This window comes from Nostoc sp. CALU 546, assembly GCF_048836525.1.
On sequence record NZ_JAWJTF010000010.1, the window covers coordinates 93,432 to 109,590 of the forward strand.

Sequence of the window (16,159 nt, forward strand, 5' to 3'; positions counted from 1 at the left end):
GTCCTTTGTCATTTGTCCTTTGTCAGTTGTCCTTTGTTATTCACTAATGACCAATGACTAATGACCAATGACCAATGACTTAAACCAATTCAATTATTGCCATTTTTGCATTATCACCCCGACGCGGTACGGTACGCAGGATGCGGGTATAACCGCCCTGGCGATCGCCGTATCGAGTTGGAGCTTGCTCAAATAGAGCGTGAACCAGTTGTTTGTCGAAGATATAGCCAAGGGCTTCCCGACGTGCTGATAAGGAGCCATTTTTGGCTAGGGTAATCATTTTTTCCACTTCACTTCTGAGAACTTTCGCTCTAATTAAAGTGGTGGTGATCTTACCATGACGGATCAGCTCGGTGGCGAGCGATCGCAGTAAAGCACGGCGTTGATCGGCTGGTTTACTGAGTTTTTTGACGCGACAACGGTGACGCATAATTATGCACTATGAATTATGAAGGTTTTTCTTAAGGGTGTTTAGAGCCTCTTTCCATTGGCAGGGTGATGCCCAAGCGTCGCTGCAAAGCTTCCACGACTTCTTCTGCTGACTTCTGCCCAAAGTTCTTAATTTCTAAGAGGTCTTCTTGGGTGTAATCCAACAAATCTGCCACAGAGTTAACTTGTGCCCGTTTGAGACAGTTATATGCCCGCACAGAAAGTTGCAACTCTTCGATGGGTATCTGAGCAGTTGGGTCGTCTGGAATTTCCGAACCTGTATCTGTTGGTTCTAGGGAGATGTCTTTCAACGGGTTGAATAAATCTACCAAGATCGCAGCGGCGGAAGATAGTGCTTCTTGAGGGGAAATACTGCCATTTGTCCAAACTTCCAACAGTAGTCGGTCTTTTGGAATCAAGCCTTCCCCACGAGATTCTTCAACACTGTAGTTGACTTTTCGCACCGGCATAAATATTGAGTCGATTTGCAGAAAATCCAACGATGTGGCTTCTTCACGTCCTCGCTCTACAGTGCGATAGCCTTTGCCTTTCTCGATCCTAAATTCCATTTCCAGTTTTCCACCCTCAGCAATGGTGGCTACATACTGGGTCGGATCGATGATTTCTACTTCACTGGGCAAATCAAAATGAGCCGCAGTGATTGTTGCTGGGCCGTTAACGAGTAATCTACCAATCTGAGGCTGTGAGGAATAGTTTTTCAGGATAACTTCCTTCATTTTCATGAGGATTTCCAGTACATCTTCCCGCACGCCCGGAACTGTGGCAAACTCGTGTGAAACGCCTGCAATCCTCACTGCTGTAACTGCCGTACCCTCTAGATTGGATAGTAAAACCCGCCGCAGTGCGTTGCCAACAGTTGTTCCTTGACCACGCTCTAGAGGTTCCAGAACAAATTTACTGTAATGGTTCCGACTTTCGTCAGTATTCGACTCTACACATTCAATTTGAAACTGCGCCACGGATGAGCCTCCCTTTTTCTAAGGTGCTGCTAGCAGACAAGTCAATTGCCTCCCGAATTGAATTTATGTCCTGTAGATTATAGGTATATCAAAACTACTACTATGAAATTACGGTATAGTTTGACGCCCCTATTGAGCTTGCAGGCGCTGATAATATTTTGGGTATCCTGAAGCCTAACAGCTTTCCCTGTGGGAAAATCTGACACGCTTTTGGTCGCCCAAGTTTTCACTTGATGACAGTTTGCACGTTAGACGCCCAAGCTGTCATTGCTGGCTGTAACTTTTCGTCCTCACTGCCCAAGTCTTAGTGTTTAAACTCGACGGCGCTTGGGTGGACGACAACCATTGTGAGGAATGGGGGTAATATCCCGAATGAGTGTAATTTCCAGTCCTGCTCCTTGAAGCGCCCGGATAGCGGTTTCTCTACCTGCTCCAGGCCCACTGACCATTACCTCAATTTGGCGCATTCCTTGATCAATGGCTCTACGGGCTGCACTTTCAGCAGCAGTTTGTGCTGCAAAGGGAGTTCCCTTTTTTGCTCCCTTAAAACCGCTAGAACCAGCGCTAGCCCAGGAGATGACATCTCCGTTTTGATCGGTAATGGTGACAATGCTATTGTTGAAAGTAGACTGGATGTAAGCCATTCCACTGGGTACATTCCGTTTCTGCTTCTTGCTCCCGGTTTTTTTAGTTGGTTGTCTCGCCATACTTGTTTAGTTGATTTAAGGTAAAACTTGCTCGGATTAGCAAGCGTTGCAAAATTATTTCCCTGGAGCCTTCTTCTTCCCAGCCACTGTCTGCCTTCTGCCTCGACGGGTTCTGGCATTGGTGCGAGTTCTTTGACCTCTGACTGGTAAGCCCATGCGATGACGACGGCCTCTGTAAGTACCAATGTCAACTAAGCGCTTGATGTTCAAAGACTCCAAGCGCCGCAAGTCGCCTTCAACTTGATAGTTGCTTTCTATTTCCCCTCGCAGGGCTGTTACATCAGCATCACTTAAGTCCTTAACGCGGGTGTCTGGGTTCACACCAGTAGCCGCTATAATTTCTTGAGAGCGTGATAACCCAATTCCGTAAATGTAAGTCAGACCGATCTCGACGCGCTTATCGCGTGGAAGGTCTACTCCGGCAATACGTGCCACAATGAACTCTCCCTATTGTTTTCGCAATTACTGTTGGTTAGAAAAACGTGATTAATCGCGTCTTTTCGTTTTAATGATGATATGCGTCCTGCAACTGGCTCTGTTGGTAAGAGCGTTATCCTTGACGTTGCTTGTGCTTGGGGTTCACACAGATCACCATCACGCGACCACGACGTTTGATCACGTTACACTTTTCACAAATTTTCTTGACTGAGGCTCTAACTTTCATGCCTTTTATTTTTTGACTCCAAATATAAAATTATAGCATTTCTAGGGAAATTAATCCAGTTAAATGACTAATAAACAGTCAAAAAAATGGTTTTATGGTAAAATTCTCTACATATACTTACTTCTTACGCAAGCGATAAGTGATTCTGCCTTTGGTCAAGTCGTAGGGGGTTAACTCTACCTTGACGCGATCGCCGGGCAAAATCTTGATATAATTTCGGCGAATCTTGCCGGAAATGTGTGCTAGCACGTTAAAGCCATTGTCCAAGTCAACGCGAAACATCGCATTGGGCAAGGACTCTGTAACCGTGCCTTCCATTTCAATCAAATCTTGCTTAGACAATTTGTTTTTTCCTCAACTCAACAATTTGGTGTTCAGTTGCAGCGCTTCATCTGCAAATAAACACACTTTAAGAAATATATCAACAGTTTATTAATATATCTTAGCTAAAATTGATCTTTTTTTTGTTAGGGGGAGTGGGGACTGGTGAGTGGGAAATAGTGAGTGATAAGTGGTGAATTCCCTACTCCCCACTCCCTACTCCCTACTCCCCTTTCAAGAAGCGATTACCTTTTGTAGTTCACCAGTGACATCTTCTTGGGACTGATTGCCATTGACTGTTAGGAGTTTTTTGCGATCGCCATAATAATCAATTAAAGGTGCAGTTTCCGCACGGTATACTTCTAAACGACGACGAATCACCTCTTCGGTATCATCTTTTCGTCCTCTAGCTAGCAAACGTGCTATGACAATTTCATCTGGTGCATCTAAATTGACTACCCTTTCGCCACCTTGATGTATTGTTTCCAGTAACTTCTCCAAAAAAGCTGCTTGAGTAACTTTCCGGGGAAAACCATCAAGAATCCAACCATTTTTGGCATCTGGTTGATCGAGGCGCTCCTGTACCAAGTCTTGCACTAGCTGATCGGGTACTAACTCACCGCTATCAACATAGCTTTTAGCTTTGATTCCTAAAGGAGTTTGCTCTTTCATGGCTTGTCTTAATATTTCACCCGTAGAAATATGGGGAATATTCAAGTGTTCAGCCAATGTTTGAGCTTGTGTTCCTTTACCCGCTCCAGGTGGCCCCAAGAAGATTAATCGCGTCACTATTATTTCACCATTCCTTCATAGCGCTGAGAGATGACATAAGTTTGGACTTGTTTGGCTGTCTCAATTGCCACACCAACTAAAATTAACAAAGAGGTAGCACCTATCCCCTGGAAAGTTTTCACATTCAAAGCACTTTCCACTGCGGTGGGGATAATAGCAACAAAGCCCAAAAAGATTGCACCCAAAAAAGTGAGTCGGTTAGAAACGCGTTCAATATACTCACTAGTTGCCTTACCGGGACGAATTCCAGGAATACTAGAACCCATTTTCTTCAAGTTTTGCGCCACGTCTACTGGGTTGAGAATCAACGAAGAATAGAAGTAGCTGAAGAAAACGATGGAAACCATGTACACCAAGGCATAGACCCAGGAACTAGAACCGCCTGGACTCAAATAAGTGTTAACTATATTCGCCAATTCGGCATTTTTAGTAAAATTGGCGATCAGCAATGGCAAGCTGAGGATGGCAGCAGCAAAAATAATTGGCATTACGCCGCCTTGATTTAGCCGCAAGGGCAGATAGCTACGCTGTTCTGCCAAAACTCTCCGACCTACTTGGCGACGAGCCGAAATAATTGGGATGCGGCGCATTCCTTCTTGCACAACCACAATACCAACAATTGTTGCTAGGAAAACTAAGATCAGCACGATCACGCGACCCACGGTTTCCCGACCACCTACTTGTACCAAGTCGATGGTATCGCCCAAAGCTTTTGGTAATGACGCGACAATATTGACAAAAATCAACAATGATGCACCATTTCCAATACCCCGTTCTGTAATTAATTCTGATGCCCACATGACGAACATCGAACCAGCAGTCAGAGCGATCGCAGTTTCAGCTACGAATATGGGCCCTGGGTTTAAAGCGAATTGCTGAAGGAATAATGCCGAAAAAGCTGTACTTTGCAGAATCGCCCAACCTACAGTGACGTAGCGGGTAATTTGCGATATTTTTCGCCGACCGGCTTCCCCTTCATTTTTCTGTAAATTTTCTAAAGTTGGAATCGCAGCGGTGAGTAATTGGATGATAATAGACGCATTAATGAAGGGCAAAATTCCTAAAGCAAAGACTCCCAAAGTCGAAAGTCCTCGCCCGGAAAATATATCCAATAAGCCGAATATGGAATTACTGCCCGATATAGCTTCGGCAAATCTCGGTCTATCAATGCCTGGGACGGGTAAGAAAATACCCAGGCGAACCAAAATTAAAATACCGACAGTGACAAGCAGCCTACCTCTGAGGCCAGCTGCCTGCGCCATCTGCATAAAAGTTTCTTGAGCCGTTGGGGCTTTATCTCGACTGATCATAGAGTGCTACCTTTATAGTGAACCAAGCACTGGCAGCGAGTTGGCTTGCATTTAAGTGCGCTGTTCCGGCTCACTCATAAGACTTCACAACTACCACCAGCTGCCTCAATTTTGCTACGAGCTGAAACTGTAAAAGCTGCCGCTTGCACTTTGAGCGGAATACTCAATTCCCCGTTACCTAAAACTTTTAATGGCCCTTTGACAGCAGTCAGGATACCTGCGGCTTTCAATGAGGTCAAAGTTACTTCCGTATTAGCGGGAAGGGAGGCTAGCTTCTCTACATTAATCGTAGTGTAAATCTTCTGATTAACGATTGGAAAGCCCTTCAGCTTAGGTAAGCGGCGGTACAATGGCTGTTGACCACCTTCAAAACCCGGTCGAGTCCCACTACCAGAACGAGATTTTTGACCCCGCATACCTAGACCGGCACTAGCACCTTGTCCGGCAGAAATACCTCTAGCTACACGCTTCTTGCGTTTCTTTGAGCCTTTTTGTGGCTTAACATCATGGAGTCTCATAAGCTAAAAATGTCATTTGTCATTTGTCATTCGTCATTTGTCATTGTCGTTTGTCATTTGTTCAGAACAAAGAACTACTGACTAAGGACAAATGACTAGTTAGATGTAGAGATTTTGAATAGGAATACCGCGATCTTCGGCGACTTCAGAAAGGGTACGCAGTGTAGATAAGGCATTAACTGCGGCTCTAGCATTATTGAGCGGATTGTTGGAGCCTAGTTGCTTGGCTAAAACGTTACGAACTCCTGCTAATTCCAACACAGTTCGCACAGCACCACCGGCAATTACCCCAGTACCAGGTGCGGCTGGACGCATAATCACTTTTGCACCGCCACCAACACCATCAATAGGATGAGGGATGGAGTTTGATTTAGTGATTGGGATATCAATGAGGTGTTTTTTGCCGTCGGCTACGCCTTTTTTGACGGCGCCAATTACATCTGAGGCTTTGCCTACTCCAACTCCAACTTGACCGCGTTCGTTGCCAACGACAACGATCGCTCGGAAGCTGAGTTTTTTACCACCTTTGACCACTTTACTTACGCGGCGGATTTGGATAACCCGCTCTTGCCAAGTGGTTTCTTCTTTTTTGGCACGCTTTGTTTTACTTTTACGCTCTGTTGCCATAATTTATGCTCTGGTGAACGTCATTTGTCAGTTGTCAGTTGTCATTTGTCCTTTGTCCTTTGTCATTTGTCCTTTGTTTATTCACTAATGACCAATGACTAATGACTAATGACTCAATGACTAATGACTTTAGAAATCTAAACCAGCTTCGCGTGCTGCATCAGCTAGTGCTTTGACACGACCATGATATAAGTTACCACCGCGATCAAAGACTACTTTGGTAATGCCTTTTTCTAGCGATCGCACTGCAATCAACTTACCAACTTGCGCCGATGCGTCGCGATTTGCACATGACGCTAAACTAGATTTCAAATCTGGTTCTACGGTCGATGCGGACACGATTGTTTGATGCTGAGTATCATCAATTAACTGGGCATAAATATGCTCATTTGAACGAAACACCGCTAAACGCGGACGTTCTGGGGAGCCAATAACTTTGCCACGAACGCGTCGATGACGACGATTTTTTGATTCTCTACGAGTAAGTTTCATTTCTACTTCTTACCACCCTTACCAGTCTTACCAGCTTTCCGTCTGACCACTTCACCGGCATAGCGAATGCCTTTACCTTTATAAGGTTCTGGTGGACGAACAGCACGAATTTTGGCGGCTGTGTTACCGACGATTTCTTTGTCATAGCCACTGACAATGACGTTAGTGGTACCTTCTACAGCAAACTGAATTCCTTCTGGTGGTTCAATTTGCACCTGATGGCTGTAACCCATATTTAGAACTAGGTTACGCCCCTGAAGTTGTGCCCTGTAACCAACACCTTGAATTTCCAAACGGCGCTGAAAACCCTGGGAAACTCCCTCAACCATGTTGGCAACTAAAGTGCGGCTCAAGCCGTGCAGTTGCTTCGATGTACGAGTTTCATCCCGACGATTTACGTGTAATATTTCCCCCTCTTGCGAGAGTGAGACATTATCTCTGAGAGTGCGAGAAAGTTCTCCTTTCGGACCTTTCACCACAATTTTTGTACCATCGATCGCCACTTCAACTTTGGCGGGAATAGTAATTGGACGTTTACCAATACGAGACATGACTTTTTGTCCTTTGTTATTTGTCCTTTGTCTTTTGTCCTTTGTTATTTGTCCTTTGTCCTTTGTCTTTCACTAATAACAAATGACCAATGACTAATGACAAAATGACTAATGACCAATGACCAATGACTACCAAACGTAACAAAGCACTTCGCCACCCAAGTTCTGACGCCGCGCTTCGCGGTCAGTCATAATACCACTGGATGTAGAAATAATGGCAATGCCAATGCCGCCTAGTACCCTTGGTAATTCTTTTTTATTGGAGTAAACACGCAAGCCAGGCTTACTGACCCGCTTTAAGGCGGTGATCAGAGGCTGACGGTTTTTACCCTTGTATTTCAGGGAAATCACCAGATTGTGTTTTACCCCTTCTTCTGCTTCTTCGATTTCAGCAATAAAGCCTTCCTCCCGTAGCACTTTGGCAATGCTCCGGGTCATTTTTGTCGCTGGCACTTGTGTAGTTTGATGCCGCGCCAGGTTGGCATTGCGGATGCGCGTCAGCATATCTGCAATTGTGTCGTTAGCCGCCATCGTTCCCTCTATAGATGAACTTATTGATCGCGAAAGGGCATTCCTAATTCTTTAAGTAAGGCGCGTCCCTCTTCGTCGTTTTTTGCTGTGGTGATGATGGAAATATCCATCCCACGCACTTGATCGATGCTGTCGTATTCGACTTCTGGAAAAATTAGCTGTTCTCGTACACCCAAAGTGTAGTTACCGCGTCCGTCAAAGCTTTTAGGGCTAACGCCGCGAAAATCTCGAATTCTGGGTAGTGACAGGCTAACTAGCCGGTCGAAAAAGGCATACATCCGTTCGGCTCTGAGGGTAACCATGATCCCCACAGGCATCCCCTGACGAATCTTAAAGCCAGCGATCGCCTTTTTCGCCCTTGTCACTACTGGTTTTTGACCAGTTACTAAGGCAATTTCGTTGATGGATGCCTCTAGTGACTTCGCATTTTGAGCTGCTTCACCCAAACCTCGGTTAATCGTAACCTTTACCAACTTCGGTACTTCATGAACGTTGGTATATTGAAACTGATTGATCAGTTTGGGGACGATTGTCTCTTGATATAAGGTTTTGAGTCTTGTTGTCGCCATAGTTTTTTGTCCTGATATCCCTGGGCTTGGTCAGGGAACAAAGTTATGAGTTATGAGTTATGAGTTATGAGTTATGAGTTAAATTTAATTCTTAACTCTTAATTCGTAACTTCTAACTATTTATCCAGAATTTCGCCAGTTTTCTTGAGTTTTCTGACCTTTTTGCCTTCTGAGGTAAAGGTGTAACCAACACGACTGGCAACGTTTTGCTTGGTGGAATAAAGCATAACGTTAGAGCTATGAATCGGGAATTCTTGGGTAATAATTCGCCCTGATTCCCCTTCTTGCTGGGGTTTGACGTGCTTGGTCTTGATGTTGACACCTTTGACGATGACTTTACTCAGTTGGGGAAGTGCCTGAGTAATTTCGCCAACTTTTCCTTTGTCTTTACCAGCAATCACTTGTACAGTGTCGCCAGTTTTGACGTGCATTTTGTGGAATACTTTGGGCGTACCCTGTTTGGTTGCCATTAAAGCACCTCCGGAGCCAGAGAAACAATTTTAGTAAAGTTTTTATCGCGCAGTTCCCGTGCAACTGGGCCAAAAACCCGTGTGCCTCTGGGATTACCGTCTTTGTTGATGATCACAGCGGCGTTATCATCAAAGCGAATGCTCATGCCGCTGTCACGAGATACAGCTTTACGAGTTCTGACAATTACTGCTTCCACAACATCAGACTTTTTGACAGCCATGTTGGGTGTAGCATCTTTGACAACTGCGATAATTTTATCGCCAATAAAACCATAACGACGATTGCCTCCGCCTAAGATGCGGATGCACATTAGTTTGCGGGCGCCGCTATTATCTGCGACATTCAGGTAAGTCTGGGGTTGAATCACAATTATTCTCCCTTGTAATGTTGTTAGAAACTAACAACGATGAGGTTTAAGCAGGCTTGACGTTCAGGACTTCTGTGATTTTCCAGCGCTTGGTTTTACTCAGGGGTCTAGTTTCCTGAATGCGAACGCGATCGCCTACTTTACACTGATTTTCTTCGTCGTGAACTTTATATCGTTGGGTGTTAACCACAATCTTGCCGTACTTGGGGTGAGGAGCGCGGTTTTCTATGGCAACTACCACAGTTTTTTGCATTTTATCGCTCACTACCAAGCCAACTCGTTCTTTAACTGCCATAATCTCCTACTTTTCTTCTTTAGCCGATTGACTTGCTGCCCGTTTGCGTTCTGTTTCTAGCGTCAGCAATTGGGCTAGGCGGTGGCGCATTTGTCGGAACTGGTGGGGCTTTTCTAATTGTCTGGTGGCTTTTTGCAAGCGCAACTGAAATAGTTGTCTTTTGATCGCGACAATTTCATCAGAGAGCTTCTCGTCACTTAATTCTCTAGCTTCTGAAATTTTGGGAAGAGGCATAAGCTACTCCTGCTCCTGTGGTTGAGAGCGCACAATAAACTTAGTTTTGATGGGCAGTTTAAATGAAGCCAAACGCATAGCTTCACGGGCGATTTCTTCAGAAACCCCGCCGATTTCAAACAAAATTCGTCCTGGCTTGACTACAGCTACCCAAAACTCTGGATTACCTTTACCAGAACCCATCCGGGTTTCAGCAGGACGCATGGTTACAGGTTTATCAGGGAAAATCCGAATCCAGATTTGTCCACCCCGACGAATATAACGAGTCATTGCCCGACGGGAAGCCTCGATTTGACGCGAGGTAATCCAAGCAGGTTCTTGAGCTTGGAGTGCAAAATCACCGAAGTTGAGGGTACTACCACGGCTGGCTAGTCCTTCCATCCGTCCCCGCTGTTGTTTGCGGAATTTAGTTCTTCTAGGGCTTAACATGGTTTGTTACTTGTCATTTGTCATTTGTCATTTGTCATTTGCCATCTGCCATTTACTAATGACTAATGACTAATAACTAATGACGATTTATCCTTCATTTGAGCGGTCTTCAAATTGCTGGCGACGACGTTGTTGTTGACGGCGACGGGGTTCACGTTCGCGATCGCGTGGGTCACGTTCGCGATCGCGGCTTGCTGGTGGTAGCGGTTCTGGTTCCTGTCCAGGAATAATTTCTCCCTTAAACACCCATACTTTGATACCCAAAATGCCGTAAACAGTTTTTGCTGTGCAATAAGAGTAGTCAATGTCAGCCCGTAAGGTATGTAAAGGTACTCTACCTTCACGAGTCCACTCTGTCCGGGCAATTTCTGCACCGTTGAGGCGACCGCTAACTTGGATTTTAATACCTTGGACACCAGCACGTTGGGCACGTTGAATCGATTGCCGCACTACCCGCCGAAAGGAAACCCGACGTTCCAATTGTTGAGCAATGTATTCAGCAATTAGGTAGGCATCAGCATCAACTCGTTGAACTTCAACTACATTGATCCGAATTTGACGATTACTACCCAACAATCCTTGGAGTCCGGTACGTAAGGATTCAATACCTTGTCCACCACGACCTACTACTACCCCAGGTCTAGCTGTGCGTACTTCCAAGTCGATTTGGTCGGCTTTCCGCTCAATCCGTACTTCGGAAATTCCGGCGTTGTTTTGAGCCTGTCTACCCAGCTTTTGTTCTATATATTGACGCAGTTTGTAATCTTCTTGTAGAAGTTCTGGATAACGATCAGGAACAGCAAACCAACGGGATTGATGTTCATGTGTAATACCCAGACGAAAACCAACTGGATGAATCTTCTGTCCCACGAATGCTTCCTCTAAAATTTCTTACTTTACGCAATTTATTCGTGTAAACGTGCTTATTTTTCTGGGGCGGCTGCAACGGCCACAGTAATATGACACGTCGGCTTGCGAATTTGGTAAGCTCGACCTTGCGCTCTTGGCTGGAACCGCTTCAACGGCGGCCCTTGATCGGCATAAGCCTGAGTAATTACTAGTTGAGTCCGATCTAACCCAGCGTTGTGTTCGGCATTGGCAGCAGCGCTTCTGAGAACCTTCAATATGGGTTCAGTGGCGCGATAGGGCATGAATTCCAGGATGATTAACGCTTCTCGGTAAGATCGCCCGCGGATTTGATCGAGTACCCGACGCACTTTATAGGCCGAGATGCGGATAAAACGAGCGATCGCTTTTACTTCAGTAGTATTAGTAGCCATAATTTTCTCCAATTTTATCTTTCGTCCTTTGTCCTTTGTCCTTTGTCCTTTGTCGAAAGCTAATAACTAATGACCAATGACTAATGACAAATGACCAATGACTAATAACTACCTACCCGCTTTTTTGTCGCTTTTTCCATGACCCCTGTAGGTGCGTGTTGGGGCAAATTCACCCAATTTGTGTCCTACCATCTGTTCATTTACAAAAACTGGAACGTGTTGGCGTCCGTTGTGAACAGCGATAGTATGACCTACCATTAGAGGCAAAATTGTCGAAGCTCGTGACCAAGTTTTAATAACTTCTTTTCTGTTGTTGTCGTTGAGCTTTTCAATTTTCTTTAAGAGATGATCCGCAACGAAAGGACCTTTTTTTAGAGAACGACCCATAGTTCAATTTTGGATTTAGGATTTAGGAATTAGGAGTGAGGAGTTAGGAGCGAGGAGTTAATAAGTTAGATTCAACTCATAACTCATAACTCATAACTTCTAACTCTTTAAGATTCACGACCACCGCGACCGCGTTTAGAAGACTTACGACGACGACGTACAATCAACTTGCTGCTAAGTTTCTTGCGATTGCGTGTCTTCGCACCCAATGTGGGTTTACCCCAAGGTGTAACAGGCCCCGATCTACCGATAGGCGCTCTACCTTCACCACCTCCATGTGGGTGATCCACTGGGTTCATGACGCTACCTCTAACCTTAGGACGGCGACCTTTCCAGCGATTTCGTCCGGCTTTACCTGCACTCAGGTTTCTCGCGTCGGTGTTGCCTACTTGCCCAATGGTGGCGTAGCACTCGCGTCGAATCAAGCGGACTTCTCCTGAAGGCAACTTGAGAGTTACATAATTACCTTCTTTTGCCACGACTTGGGCGCTAGCACCAGCAGCACGGACAATTTGACCACCTTTACCAGGAGTGAATTCTACGTTGTGAACACTAGTACCTAAAGGAATCTTCGAGAGCGGTAAAGCATTACCATCTTCAAAGGGAGCCTCTGGCCCAGAAATAATTATTGTTCCAACTTTCAACCCGTTGGGATGGAGAATGTACCGTTTTTCGCCGTCTTGGTAATACAAAAGGGCAATTCTGGCATTGCGGTTAGGATCGTATTCAATTGCTGCGACTTTGGCAGGAATATTATGTTTATCCCTTTTAAAATCGATGATCCGGTAAAGTTGTTTGTGTCCGCCACCCCGGCGACGACTAGTAATCCGTCCGTGATTATTCCGACCTTTGGCGCGATGCTTCGAGGTTGTTAGGGATTTTTCTGGCTCGGTTTTGGTAATTTCCGCAAAGTCAGAGATTGTAACTTGGCGAGTGCTGGGGGTATAAGGGCGATAAGAACGGGTACCCATATTTATTAAGTGCTGAGTGCTAAGTGCTGAGTTTGAAATTTTGAGTGCTGAGTTTTGAGCATAGTAACTCCTAACTCCTAACTCCTAACTCCTAACTTTTTTAGACTTCTGGGAATAGAACTTGTCTAATCTTGTCTTCATCCCCAGGTGCGACGGTGACGATCGCTCGCTTATATTGGGGCTTATAACCAATAAATTTACCAACGCGCCGCTTTTTACGCGGTGGTAGGGTGGTGTTGACTTTTACAACCTTGACCTGAAATAAATCTTCGATCGCAGCCTTGATTTCTGGCTTTGATGCCTTTGGAATTACTTCAAAGGTGTACTTATTTTGCTCCATCAAGATGGTCGCTTTCTCTGTAACGATTGGGCGACGCACTAAGTCGGCAAGGTCGCGGGGGTCAAAGCTAGGCACTGTAGACCTCCTGAATTTTTTCTAGGGCTGATGCCGTAACTACAATTTTGTCAGCGTGCAGTAAATCAAAAACGTTTAGCTGGTCGGCTGCAATTAGTTTTAAATTTTCAATGTTGCGGGCTGATAAATAAACGTTATCTGTATCCGCAATTTCAGACAAAATTAACAGTGCCTTGCTTTCTGGTACTACTCCCCAACGGGCAAGAGCTGCTACTAATTCTTTAGTCTTGGGGCGAGATAGCTCGGTGCTAAATTCTTCTACTACTATCAAATCGTCAATGCGGCTGACAAATGCTGTCCGCAGTGCCAAACGTCGCTCTTTGCGGTTCAATTTGAGGTTGAAGTCTCTGGGTTTTGGCCCAAAGATCACACCACCACCACGCCACAATGGTGAACGAATAGAACCTGCACGAGCGCGACCAGTACCTTTTTGTCGCCAAGGTTTGCGTCCGCCACCTCTGACTTCAGCACGAGTTTTCGTACTGGCATTTCCTTGACGAGCATTGGTCAATTGCCGTACTAAGGCGCGGTGCACAATATGAGAGGCTGTTTCTTCTTTGGCAACGCGCAACTCGAAGGTCGTCTCGCCGACCTGTTCTCCTTGCCAATTTTTAACTACGCTTTCAACCATCTTTGTTATTTGTCCTTTGTCATTTGTCATTTGTCATTTGTCTTTTGCCATTTGTCCTTAGCCAATGACTAATCACTAATGACTTTTGACTAATGACTTTTGACTATCCCACTACTTTTGCAGGCACAACACTTACTAGAGCACCTGGTTTACCAGGAATAGCTCCCTTAATTAGCAATAAGTTGCGTTCTGCGTCAACTCTTACTATGGTCAGTTTGCGGATTGTAATACGTTTACCACCTAAACGCCCTGCCATCCGCTTACCTGGATAGACACGACCTGGTGTTGTACCAGCACCAATAGAACCTGGCGCTCTGTGGTTTTTAGAACCGTGTGACATAGGCCCACGAGCAAAGTTGTTGCGCTTCTGGTTTCCCGCAAAGCCGCGACCAATGCTTGTGCCGACTACATCGACAATTTGACCTGCGCTAAAAATATCTGCTTTAATCTCCTGACCTAAAGCATAATCACTAGAGCTATCGGTGTGATATTCATTTAAGTGACGCAATGCTGGGGCAGATGATTTAGCCAAATGTCCCAGTAGTGGTCTGTTTAGTGCCTTGGGTTTGACTTCGCCATAACCAACTTGAATGGCAAAGTAACCGTCGGTTTGTTTCGTTTTAACTTGTGTAACAGTGCATGGCCCTGCTTGAATGACAGTCACAGGAATAGCTACTCCTGCTTCGTCAAATATTTGGGTCATGCCCAGCTTGGTGCCGAGAATACCTACAGACACAATAACTGGTTCTCCTTTCTACTTGCTGACCTTGGAATTGGACTCTAGAGGACACGCTTTGTACGCATCAGTTTAGGCTGGGTTAGCCTGCGAAATTTGGAATGGCTTTAATAAGCCGCTCCAAATGCTTTCGGACACAACAAACCGTGTCCGTACTGCTTGGTGAATCTGTTTAGCTTCACTCACTAGATCACCAGAACAGCCACAATTCCCTTCATATTGGGAAGGGGTAACTTCTGGAATCAATGCAAGGCGCTACAGCTTTAAGCTGTGTGCAGCAATGCTTTCGTCCAAGCAATTGCTCTGGCACTTTCTGGAGGCAGCGCTGTCGGCGGGTTTTCCGATTTTTACACGCCCCAAGGGCGGCTTCCCGGAGATTGGCTACTGCCGTGTTGCAGTTGGACTTAAGCGGTTTTTACCGCCCAGTATCCGTTAACTGAGACTGACGTAATGCCATGAAACCAACATTGCTGCTCAGTCTTTACTTCCCTAAACACCTTAAACTATTGTTTAAGATTTTGCCTACTTTTTCAGAGGCACAGGAGTAAACTTACTTTGGAGCTTACATAAGCTCCAATGTTGACCTGAAAGCTTTTCTAGTTTACCAGTCTATGATCAATCTGAGTCAGATTATCCAATTTGGATTTATTCGTTAGTTTTTTATGCTAACACTACCCCAGAATGACAGTTGAGAAGTTCACTACTTTGCGTTTTTGGTCACAATCTAATAATATAAATTATTTATTTATGTTTGTCCAGTAATTTATAGAGTTATTTTTAGGGAGTGGGGAAGAAGTAAGGGAGCAGGGAATAGGGTACAGGGTACAGATTATCACCTATCACCTGTCACCTCTCCCCTAATCCCAATGCCCAATGCCCAAAAAAATGCTTTTAATCTATCGGTTCAGGGTAAATAATAGAGATATCTAAGTGGGATAAGACGAAAATCTATGGCACTAATTACCACTGGCAACGGTTTAATCCGCGATCTGGAAAAATTTGGCGCTCTTGGAGTGTATGTACCTCTGGAAGGGGGTTATGAAGGTCGATATCAGCGCCGACTACGGGCTGCCGGCTATACCACCCTTCACATTACCGCTAAGGGACTGGGTGACGTAGCTGCGTATCTCACAAGAATTCATGGAGTCAGACCTCCTCATCTTGGTAAAAAAAGTACTGGTAGCGGTGCAGCAGTAGGTCAGGTACACTATCTACCCCCAATTCTCAATTCTCATCTAGAACAGTTACCACCAAAGTCAAAGGGGCTGGTCTTGTGGATTATTGAAGGGCATATTCTTTCTAATGAGGAAGTTGAGTATTTAACGAATTTACCTCAGCTAGAACCACGAGTAAAAGTAATTATTGAGAGAGGTGGCGATCGCGCTTTCCGTTGGACTTCTCTAGAAAAAACTCTGTTAGCTAGCTAACACTTACAAAAGTGAGGAAGGTATG

At 45.1% G+C, this 16,159-nt stretch carries 27 protein-coding genes; 1 reads left to right on the plus strand and 26 read right to left on the minus strand.

Annotation, left to right across the window (positions count from 1 at the left end; translation table 11 throughout):
• Window positions 1-79: 79 nt before the first annotated feature.
• From rplQ to rplC, 26 genes are all read right to left on the minus strand, one after another.
• The gene (rplQ, locus tag RRG12_RS07725) at window positions 80-430 is read right to left on the minus strand and encodes a 50S ribosomal protein L17 (RefSeq protein WP_094349105.1); all 351 of its coding nucleotides are present in this window, start codon (window positions 428-430) and stop codon (window positions 80-82) included.
• 31 nt (window positions 431-461) lie between these two features.
• Window positions 462-1,409, minus strand: coding sequence for a DNA-directed RNA polymerase subunit alpha (locus tag RRG12_RS07730; protein WP_069070760.1), 948 nt, complete (start codon window positions 1,407-1,409; stop codon window positions 462-464).
• Window positions 1,410-1,720: 311 nt separating this feature from the next.
• Window positions 1,721-2,116, minus strand: a complete 396-nt coding sequence (gene rpsK, locus RRG12_RS07735; RefSeq protein WP_069070761.1) for a 30S ribosomal protein S11 — start codon at window positions 2,114-2,116, stop codon at window positions 1,721-1,723.
• 54 nt (window positions 2,117-2,170) lie between these two features.
• The gene (gene rpsM, locus RRG12_RS07740) at window positions 2,171-2,551 is read right to left on the minus strand and encodes a 30S ribosomal protein S13 (protein ID WP_069070762.1); all 381 of its coding nucleotides are present in this window, start codon (window positions 2,549-2,551) and stop codon (window positions 2,171-2,173) included.
• A gap of 115 nt (window positions 2,552-2,666) precedes the next feature.
• Window positions 2,667-2,780 (minus strand): 50S ribosomal protein L36, encoded by a 114-nt coding sequence (gene rpmJ, locus RRG12_RS07745; protein ID WP_015129703.1) that lies wholly within the window; start codon window positions 2,778-2,780, stop codon window positions 2,667-2,669.
• A 117-nt stretch (window positions 2,781-2,897) separates the two neighbouring features.
• On the minus strand, window positions 2,898-3,122 hold the full coding sequence (gene infA / locus RRG12_RS07750; protein WP_006276978.1) for a translation initiation factor IF-1: 225 nt from the start codon (window positions 3,120-3,122) through the stop codon (window positions 2,898-2,900).
• Window positions 3,123-3,335: 213 nt separating this feature from the next.
• Window positions 3,336-3,890, minus strand: coding sequence for an adenylate kinase (locus RRG12_RS07755; RefSeq protein WP_069070763.1), 555 nt, complete (start codon window positions 3,888-3,890; stop codon window positions 3,336-3,338).
• Between the two features lie 2 nt (window positions 3,891-3,892).
• Complete coding sequence (gene secY, locus RRG12_RS07760) at window positions 3,893-5,203, minus strand: preprotein translocase subunit SecY (protein WP_420758889.1); 1,311 nt, start codon at window positions 5,201-5,203, stop codon at window positions 3,893-3,895.
• A 74-nt stretch (window positions 5,204-5,277) separates the two neighbouring features.
• On the minus strand, window positions 5,278-5,721 hold the full coding sequence (rplO, locus tag RRG12_RS07765) for a 50S ribosomal protein L15 (protein ID WP_069070765.1): 444 nt from the start codon (window positions 5,719-5,721) through the stop codon (window positions 5,278-5,280).
• A 99-nt stretch (window positions 5,722-5,820) separates the two neighbouring features.
• Window positions 5,821-6,348, minus strand: coding sequence for a 30S ribosomal protein S5 (gene rpsE, locus RRG12_RS07770; protein ID WP_069070766.1), 528 nt, complete (start codon window positions 6,346-6,348; stop codon window positions 5,821-5,823).
• A gap of 129 nt (window positions 6,349-6,477) precedes the next feature.
• Window positions 6,478-6,840 carry a 50S ribosomal protein L18 gene (gene rplR, locus RRG12_RS07775; RefSeq protein WP_069070767.1) on the minus strand — a complete coding sequence of 121 codons (363 nt, stop codon included), beginning with the start codon at window positions 6,838-6,840 and terminating at the stop codon, window positions 6,478-6,480.
• A gap of 2 nt (window positions 6,841-6,842) precedes the next feature.
• On the minus strand, window positions 6,843-7,391 hold the full coding sequence (gene rplF / locus RRG12_RS07780) for a 50S ribosomal protein L6 (protein ID WP_420758890.1): 549 nt from the start codon (window positions 7,389-7,391) through the stop codon (window positions 6,843-6,845).
• A gap of 129 nt (window positions 7,392-7,520) precedes the next feature.
• Window positions 7,521-7,922, minus strand: a complete 402-nt coding sequence (gene rpsH, locus RRG12_RS07785; RefSeq protein ID WP_069070769.1) for a 30S ribosomal protein S8 — start codon at window positions 7,920-7,922, stop codon at window positions 7,521-7,523.
• Window positions 7,923-7,942: 20 nt separating this feature from the next.
• Window positions 7,943-8,491, minus strand: coding sequence for a 50S ribosomal protein L5 (gene rplE / locus RRG12_RS07790; protein ID WP_069070770.1), 549 nt, complete (start codon window positions 8,489-8,491; stop codon window positions 7,943-7,945).
• A 116-nt stretch (window positions 8,492-8,607) separates the two neighbouring features.
• Window positions 8,608-8,961 carry a 50S ribosomal protein L24 gene (gene rplX / locus RRG12_RS07795; RefSeq protein WP_069070771.1) on the minus strand — a complete coding sequence of 118 codons (354 nt, stop codon included), beginning with the start codon at window positions 8,959-8,961 and terminating at the stop codon, window positions 8,608-8,610.
• A complete protein-coding gene (gene rplN, locus RRG12_RS07800) occupies window positions 8,961-9,329 on the minus strand; it encodes a 50S ribosomal protein L14 (RefSeq protein ID WP_069070772.1) in 369 nt (122 codons plus the stop codon). The genes rplX and rplN overlap by 1 nt, the downstream gene beginning before the upstream one ends.
• 46 nt (window positions 9,330-9,375) lie before the next feature.
• The gene (gene rpsQ / locus RRG12_RS07805) at window positions 9,376-9,624 is read right to left on the minus strand and encodes a 30S ribosomal protein S17 (protein ID WP_069070773.1); all 249 of its coding nucleotides are present in this window, start codon (window positions 9,622-9,624) and stop codon (window positions 9,376-9,378) included.
• A gap of 6 nt (window positions 9,625-9,630) precedes the next feature.
• Window positions 9,631-9,858: a 50S ribosomal protein L29 gene (rpmC, locus tag RRG12_RS07810; protein ID WP_069070774.1), complete on the minus strand. Its 228-nt coding sequence runs from the start codon at window positions 9,856-9,858 to the stop codon at window positions 9,631-9,633.
• Window positions 9,859-9,861: 3 nt separating this feature from the next.
• A complete protein-coding gene (rplP, locus tag RRG12_RS07815; protein ID WP_069070775.1) occupies window positions 9,862-10,287 on the minus strand; it encodes a 50S ribosomal protein L16 in 426 nt (141 codons plus the stop codon).
• A gap of 87 nt (window positions 10,288-10,374) precedes the next feature.
• Window positions 10,375-11,157, minus strand: a complete 783-nt coding sequence (gene rpsC, locus RRG12_RS07820) for a 30S ribosomal protein S3 (RefSeq protein ID WP_069070776.1) — start codon at window positions 11,155-11,157, stop codon at window positions 10,375-10,377.
• 53 nt (window positions 11,158-11,210) lie between these two features.
• Entirely contained in the window at window positions 11,211-11,567 is a 357-nt protein-coding gene (rplV, locus tag RRG12_RS07825; protein ID WP_069070777.1) for a 50S ribosomal protein L22, read from the minus strand.
• A 108-nt stretch (window positions 11,568-11,675) separates the two neighbouring features.
• Window positions 11,676-11,954 (minus strand): 30S ribosomal protein S19, encoded by a 279-nt coding sequence (gene rpsS / locus RRG12_RS07830; protein ID WP_012410721.1) that lies wholly within the window; start codon window positions 11,952-11,954, stop codon window positions 11,676-11,678.
• A gap of 107 nt (window positions 11,955-12,061) precedes the next feature.
• Entirely contained in the window at window positions 12,062-12,925 is an 864-nt protein-coding gene (rplB, locus tag RRG12_RS07835; protein WP_069070778.1) for a 50S ribosomal protein L2, read from the minus strand.
• 100 nt (window positions 12,926-13,025) lie between these two features.
• On the minus strand, window positions 13,026-13,340 hold the full coding sequence (locus RRG12_RS07840) for a 50S ribosomal protein L23 (RefSeq protein ID WP_069070779.1): 315 nt from the start codon (window positions 13,338-13,340) through the stop codon (window positions 13,026-13,028).
• A complete protein-coding gene (gene rplD, locus RRG12_RS07845) occupies window positions 13,333-13,971 on the minus strand; it encodes a 50S ribosomal protein L4 (protein ID WP_069070797.1) in 639 nt (212 codons plus the stop codon). Before rplD ends, RRG12_RS07840 begins: the two co-directional genes overlap by 8 nt.
• A 103-nt stretch (window positions 13,972-14,074) precedes the next feature.
• Window positions 14,075-14,707 (minus strand): 50S ribosomal protein L3, encoded by a 633-nt coding sequence (rplC, locus tag RRG12_RS07850; RefSeq protein ID WP_069070780.1) that lies wholly within the window; start codon window positions 14,705-14,707, stop codon window positions 14,075-14,077.
• 950 nt (window positions 14,708-15,657) lie between these two features.
• Between rplC and RRG12_RS07855 the strand changes: the two genes are divergently transcribed.
• A complete protein-coding gene (locus RRG12_RS07855) occupies window positions 15,658-16,134 on the plus strand; it encodes an NAD(P)H-quinone oxidoreductase subunit N (RefSeq protein ID WP_289799259.1) in 477 nt (158 codons plus the stop codon).
• Window positions 16,135-16,159 lie beyond the last annotated feature (25 nt).

Bases quoted from the DNA above. Each gene is read 5' to 3' on its own strand.
- rplP (WP_069070775.1), bottom strand. From the start codon at position 10,287: ATGTTAAGCCCTAGAAGAACTAAATTCCGCAAACAACAGCGGGGACGG.
- rplB (WP_069070778.1), bottom strand. From the start codon at position 12,925: ATGGGTACCCGTTCTTATCGCCCTTATACCCCCAGCACTCGCCAAGTT.
- rplR (WP_069070767.1), bottom strand. From the start codon at position 6,840: ATGAAACTTACTCGTAGAGAATCAAAAAATCGTCGTCATCGACGCGTT.
- secY (WP_420758889.1), bottom strand. From the start codon at position 5,203: ATGATCAGTCGAGATAAAGCCCCAACGGCTCAAGAAACTTTTATGCAG.
- rplD (WP_069070797.1), bottom strand. From the start codon at position 13,971: ATGGTTGAAAGCGTAGTTAAAAATTGGCAAGGAGAACAGGTCGGCGAG.
- rpsS (WP_012410721.1), bottom strand. From the start codon at position 11,954: ATGGGTCGTTCTCTAAAAAAAGGTCCTTTCGTTGCGGATCATCTCTTA.
- rpsQ (WP_069070773.1), bottom strand. From the start codon at position 9,624: ATGGCAGTTAAAGAACGAGTTGGCTTGGTAGTGAGCGATAAAATGCAA.
- rplO (WP_069070765.1), bottom strand. From the start codon at position 5,721: ATGAGACTCCATGATGTTAAGCCACAAAAAGGCTCAAAGAAACGCAAG.
- rplQ (WP_094349105.1), bottom strand. From the start codon at position 430: ATGCGTCACCGTTGTCGCGTCAAAAAACTCAGTAAACCAGCCGATCAA.
- rplE (WP_069070770.1), bottom strand. From the start codon at position 8,491: ATGGCGACAACAAGACTCAAAACCTTATATCAAGAGACAATCGTCCCC.
- rplF (WP_420758890.1), bottom strand. From the start codon at position 7,391: ATGTCTCGTATTGGTAAACGTCCAATTACTATTCCCGCCAAAGTTGAA.
- rpsH (WP_069070769.1), bottom strand. From the start codon at position 7,922: ATGGCGGCTAACGACACAATTGCAGATATGCTGACGCGCATCCGCAAT.
- rplX (WP_069070771.1), bottom strand. From the start codon at position 8,961: ATGGCAACCAAACAGGGTACGCCCAAAGTATTCCACAAAATGCACGTC.
- rpsE (WP_069070766.1), bottom strand. From the start codon at position 6,348: ATGGCAACAGAGCGTAAAAGTAAAACAAAGCGTGCCAAAAAAGAAGAA.
- rpmJ (WP_015129703.1), bottom strand. From the start codon at position 2,780: ATGAAAGTTAGAGCCTCAGTCAAGAAAATTTGTGAAAAGTGTAACGTG.
- RRG12_RS07855 (WP_289799259.1), top strand. From the start codon at position 15,658: ATGGCACTAATTACCACTGGCAACGGTTTAATCCGCGATCTGGAAAAA.
- rplV (WP_069070777.1), bottom strand. From the start codon at position 11,567: ATGGCTACTAATACTACTGAAGTAAAAGCGATCGCTCGTTTTATCCGC.
- rpsK (WP_069070761.1), bottom strand. From the start codon at position 2,116: ATGGCGAGACAACCAACTAAAAAAACCGGGAGCAAGAAGCAGAAACGG.
- rpmC (WP_069070774.1), bottom strand. From the start codon at position 9,858: ATGCCTCTTCCCAAAATTTCAGAAGCTAGAGAATTAAGTGACGAGAAG.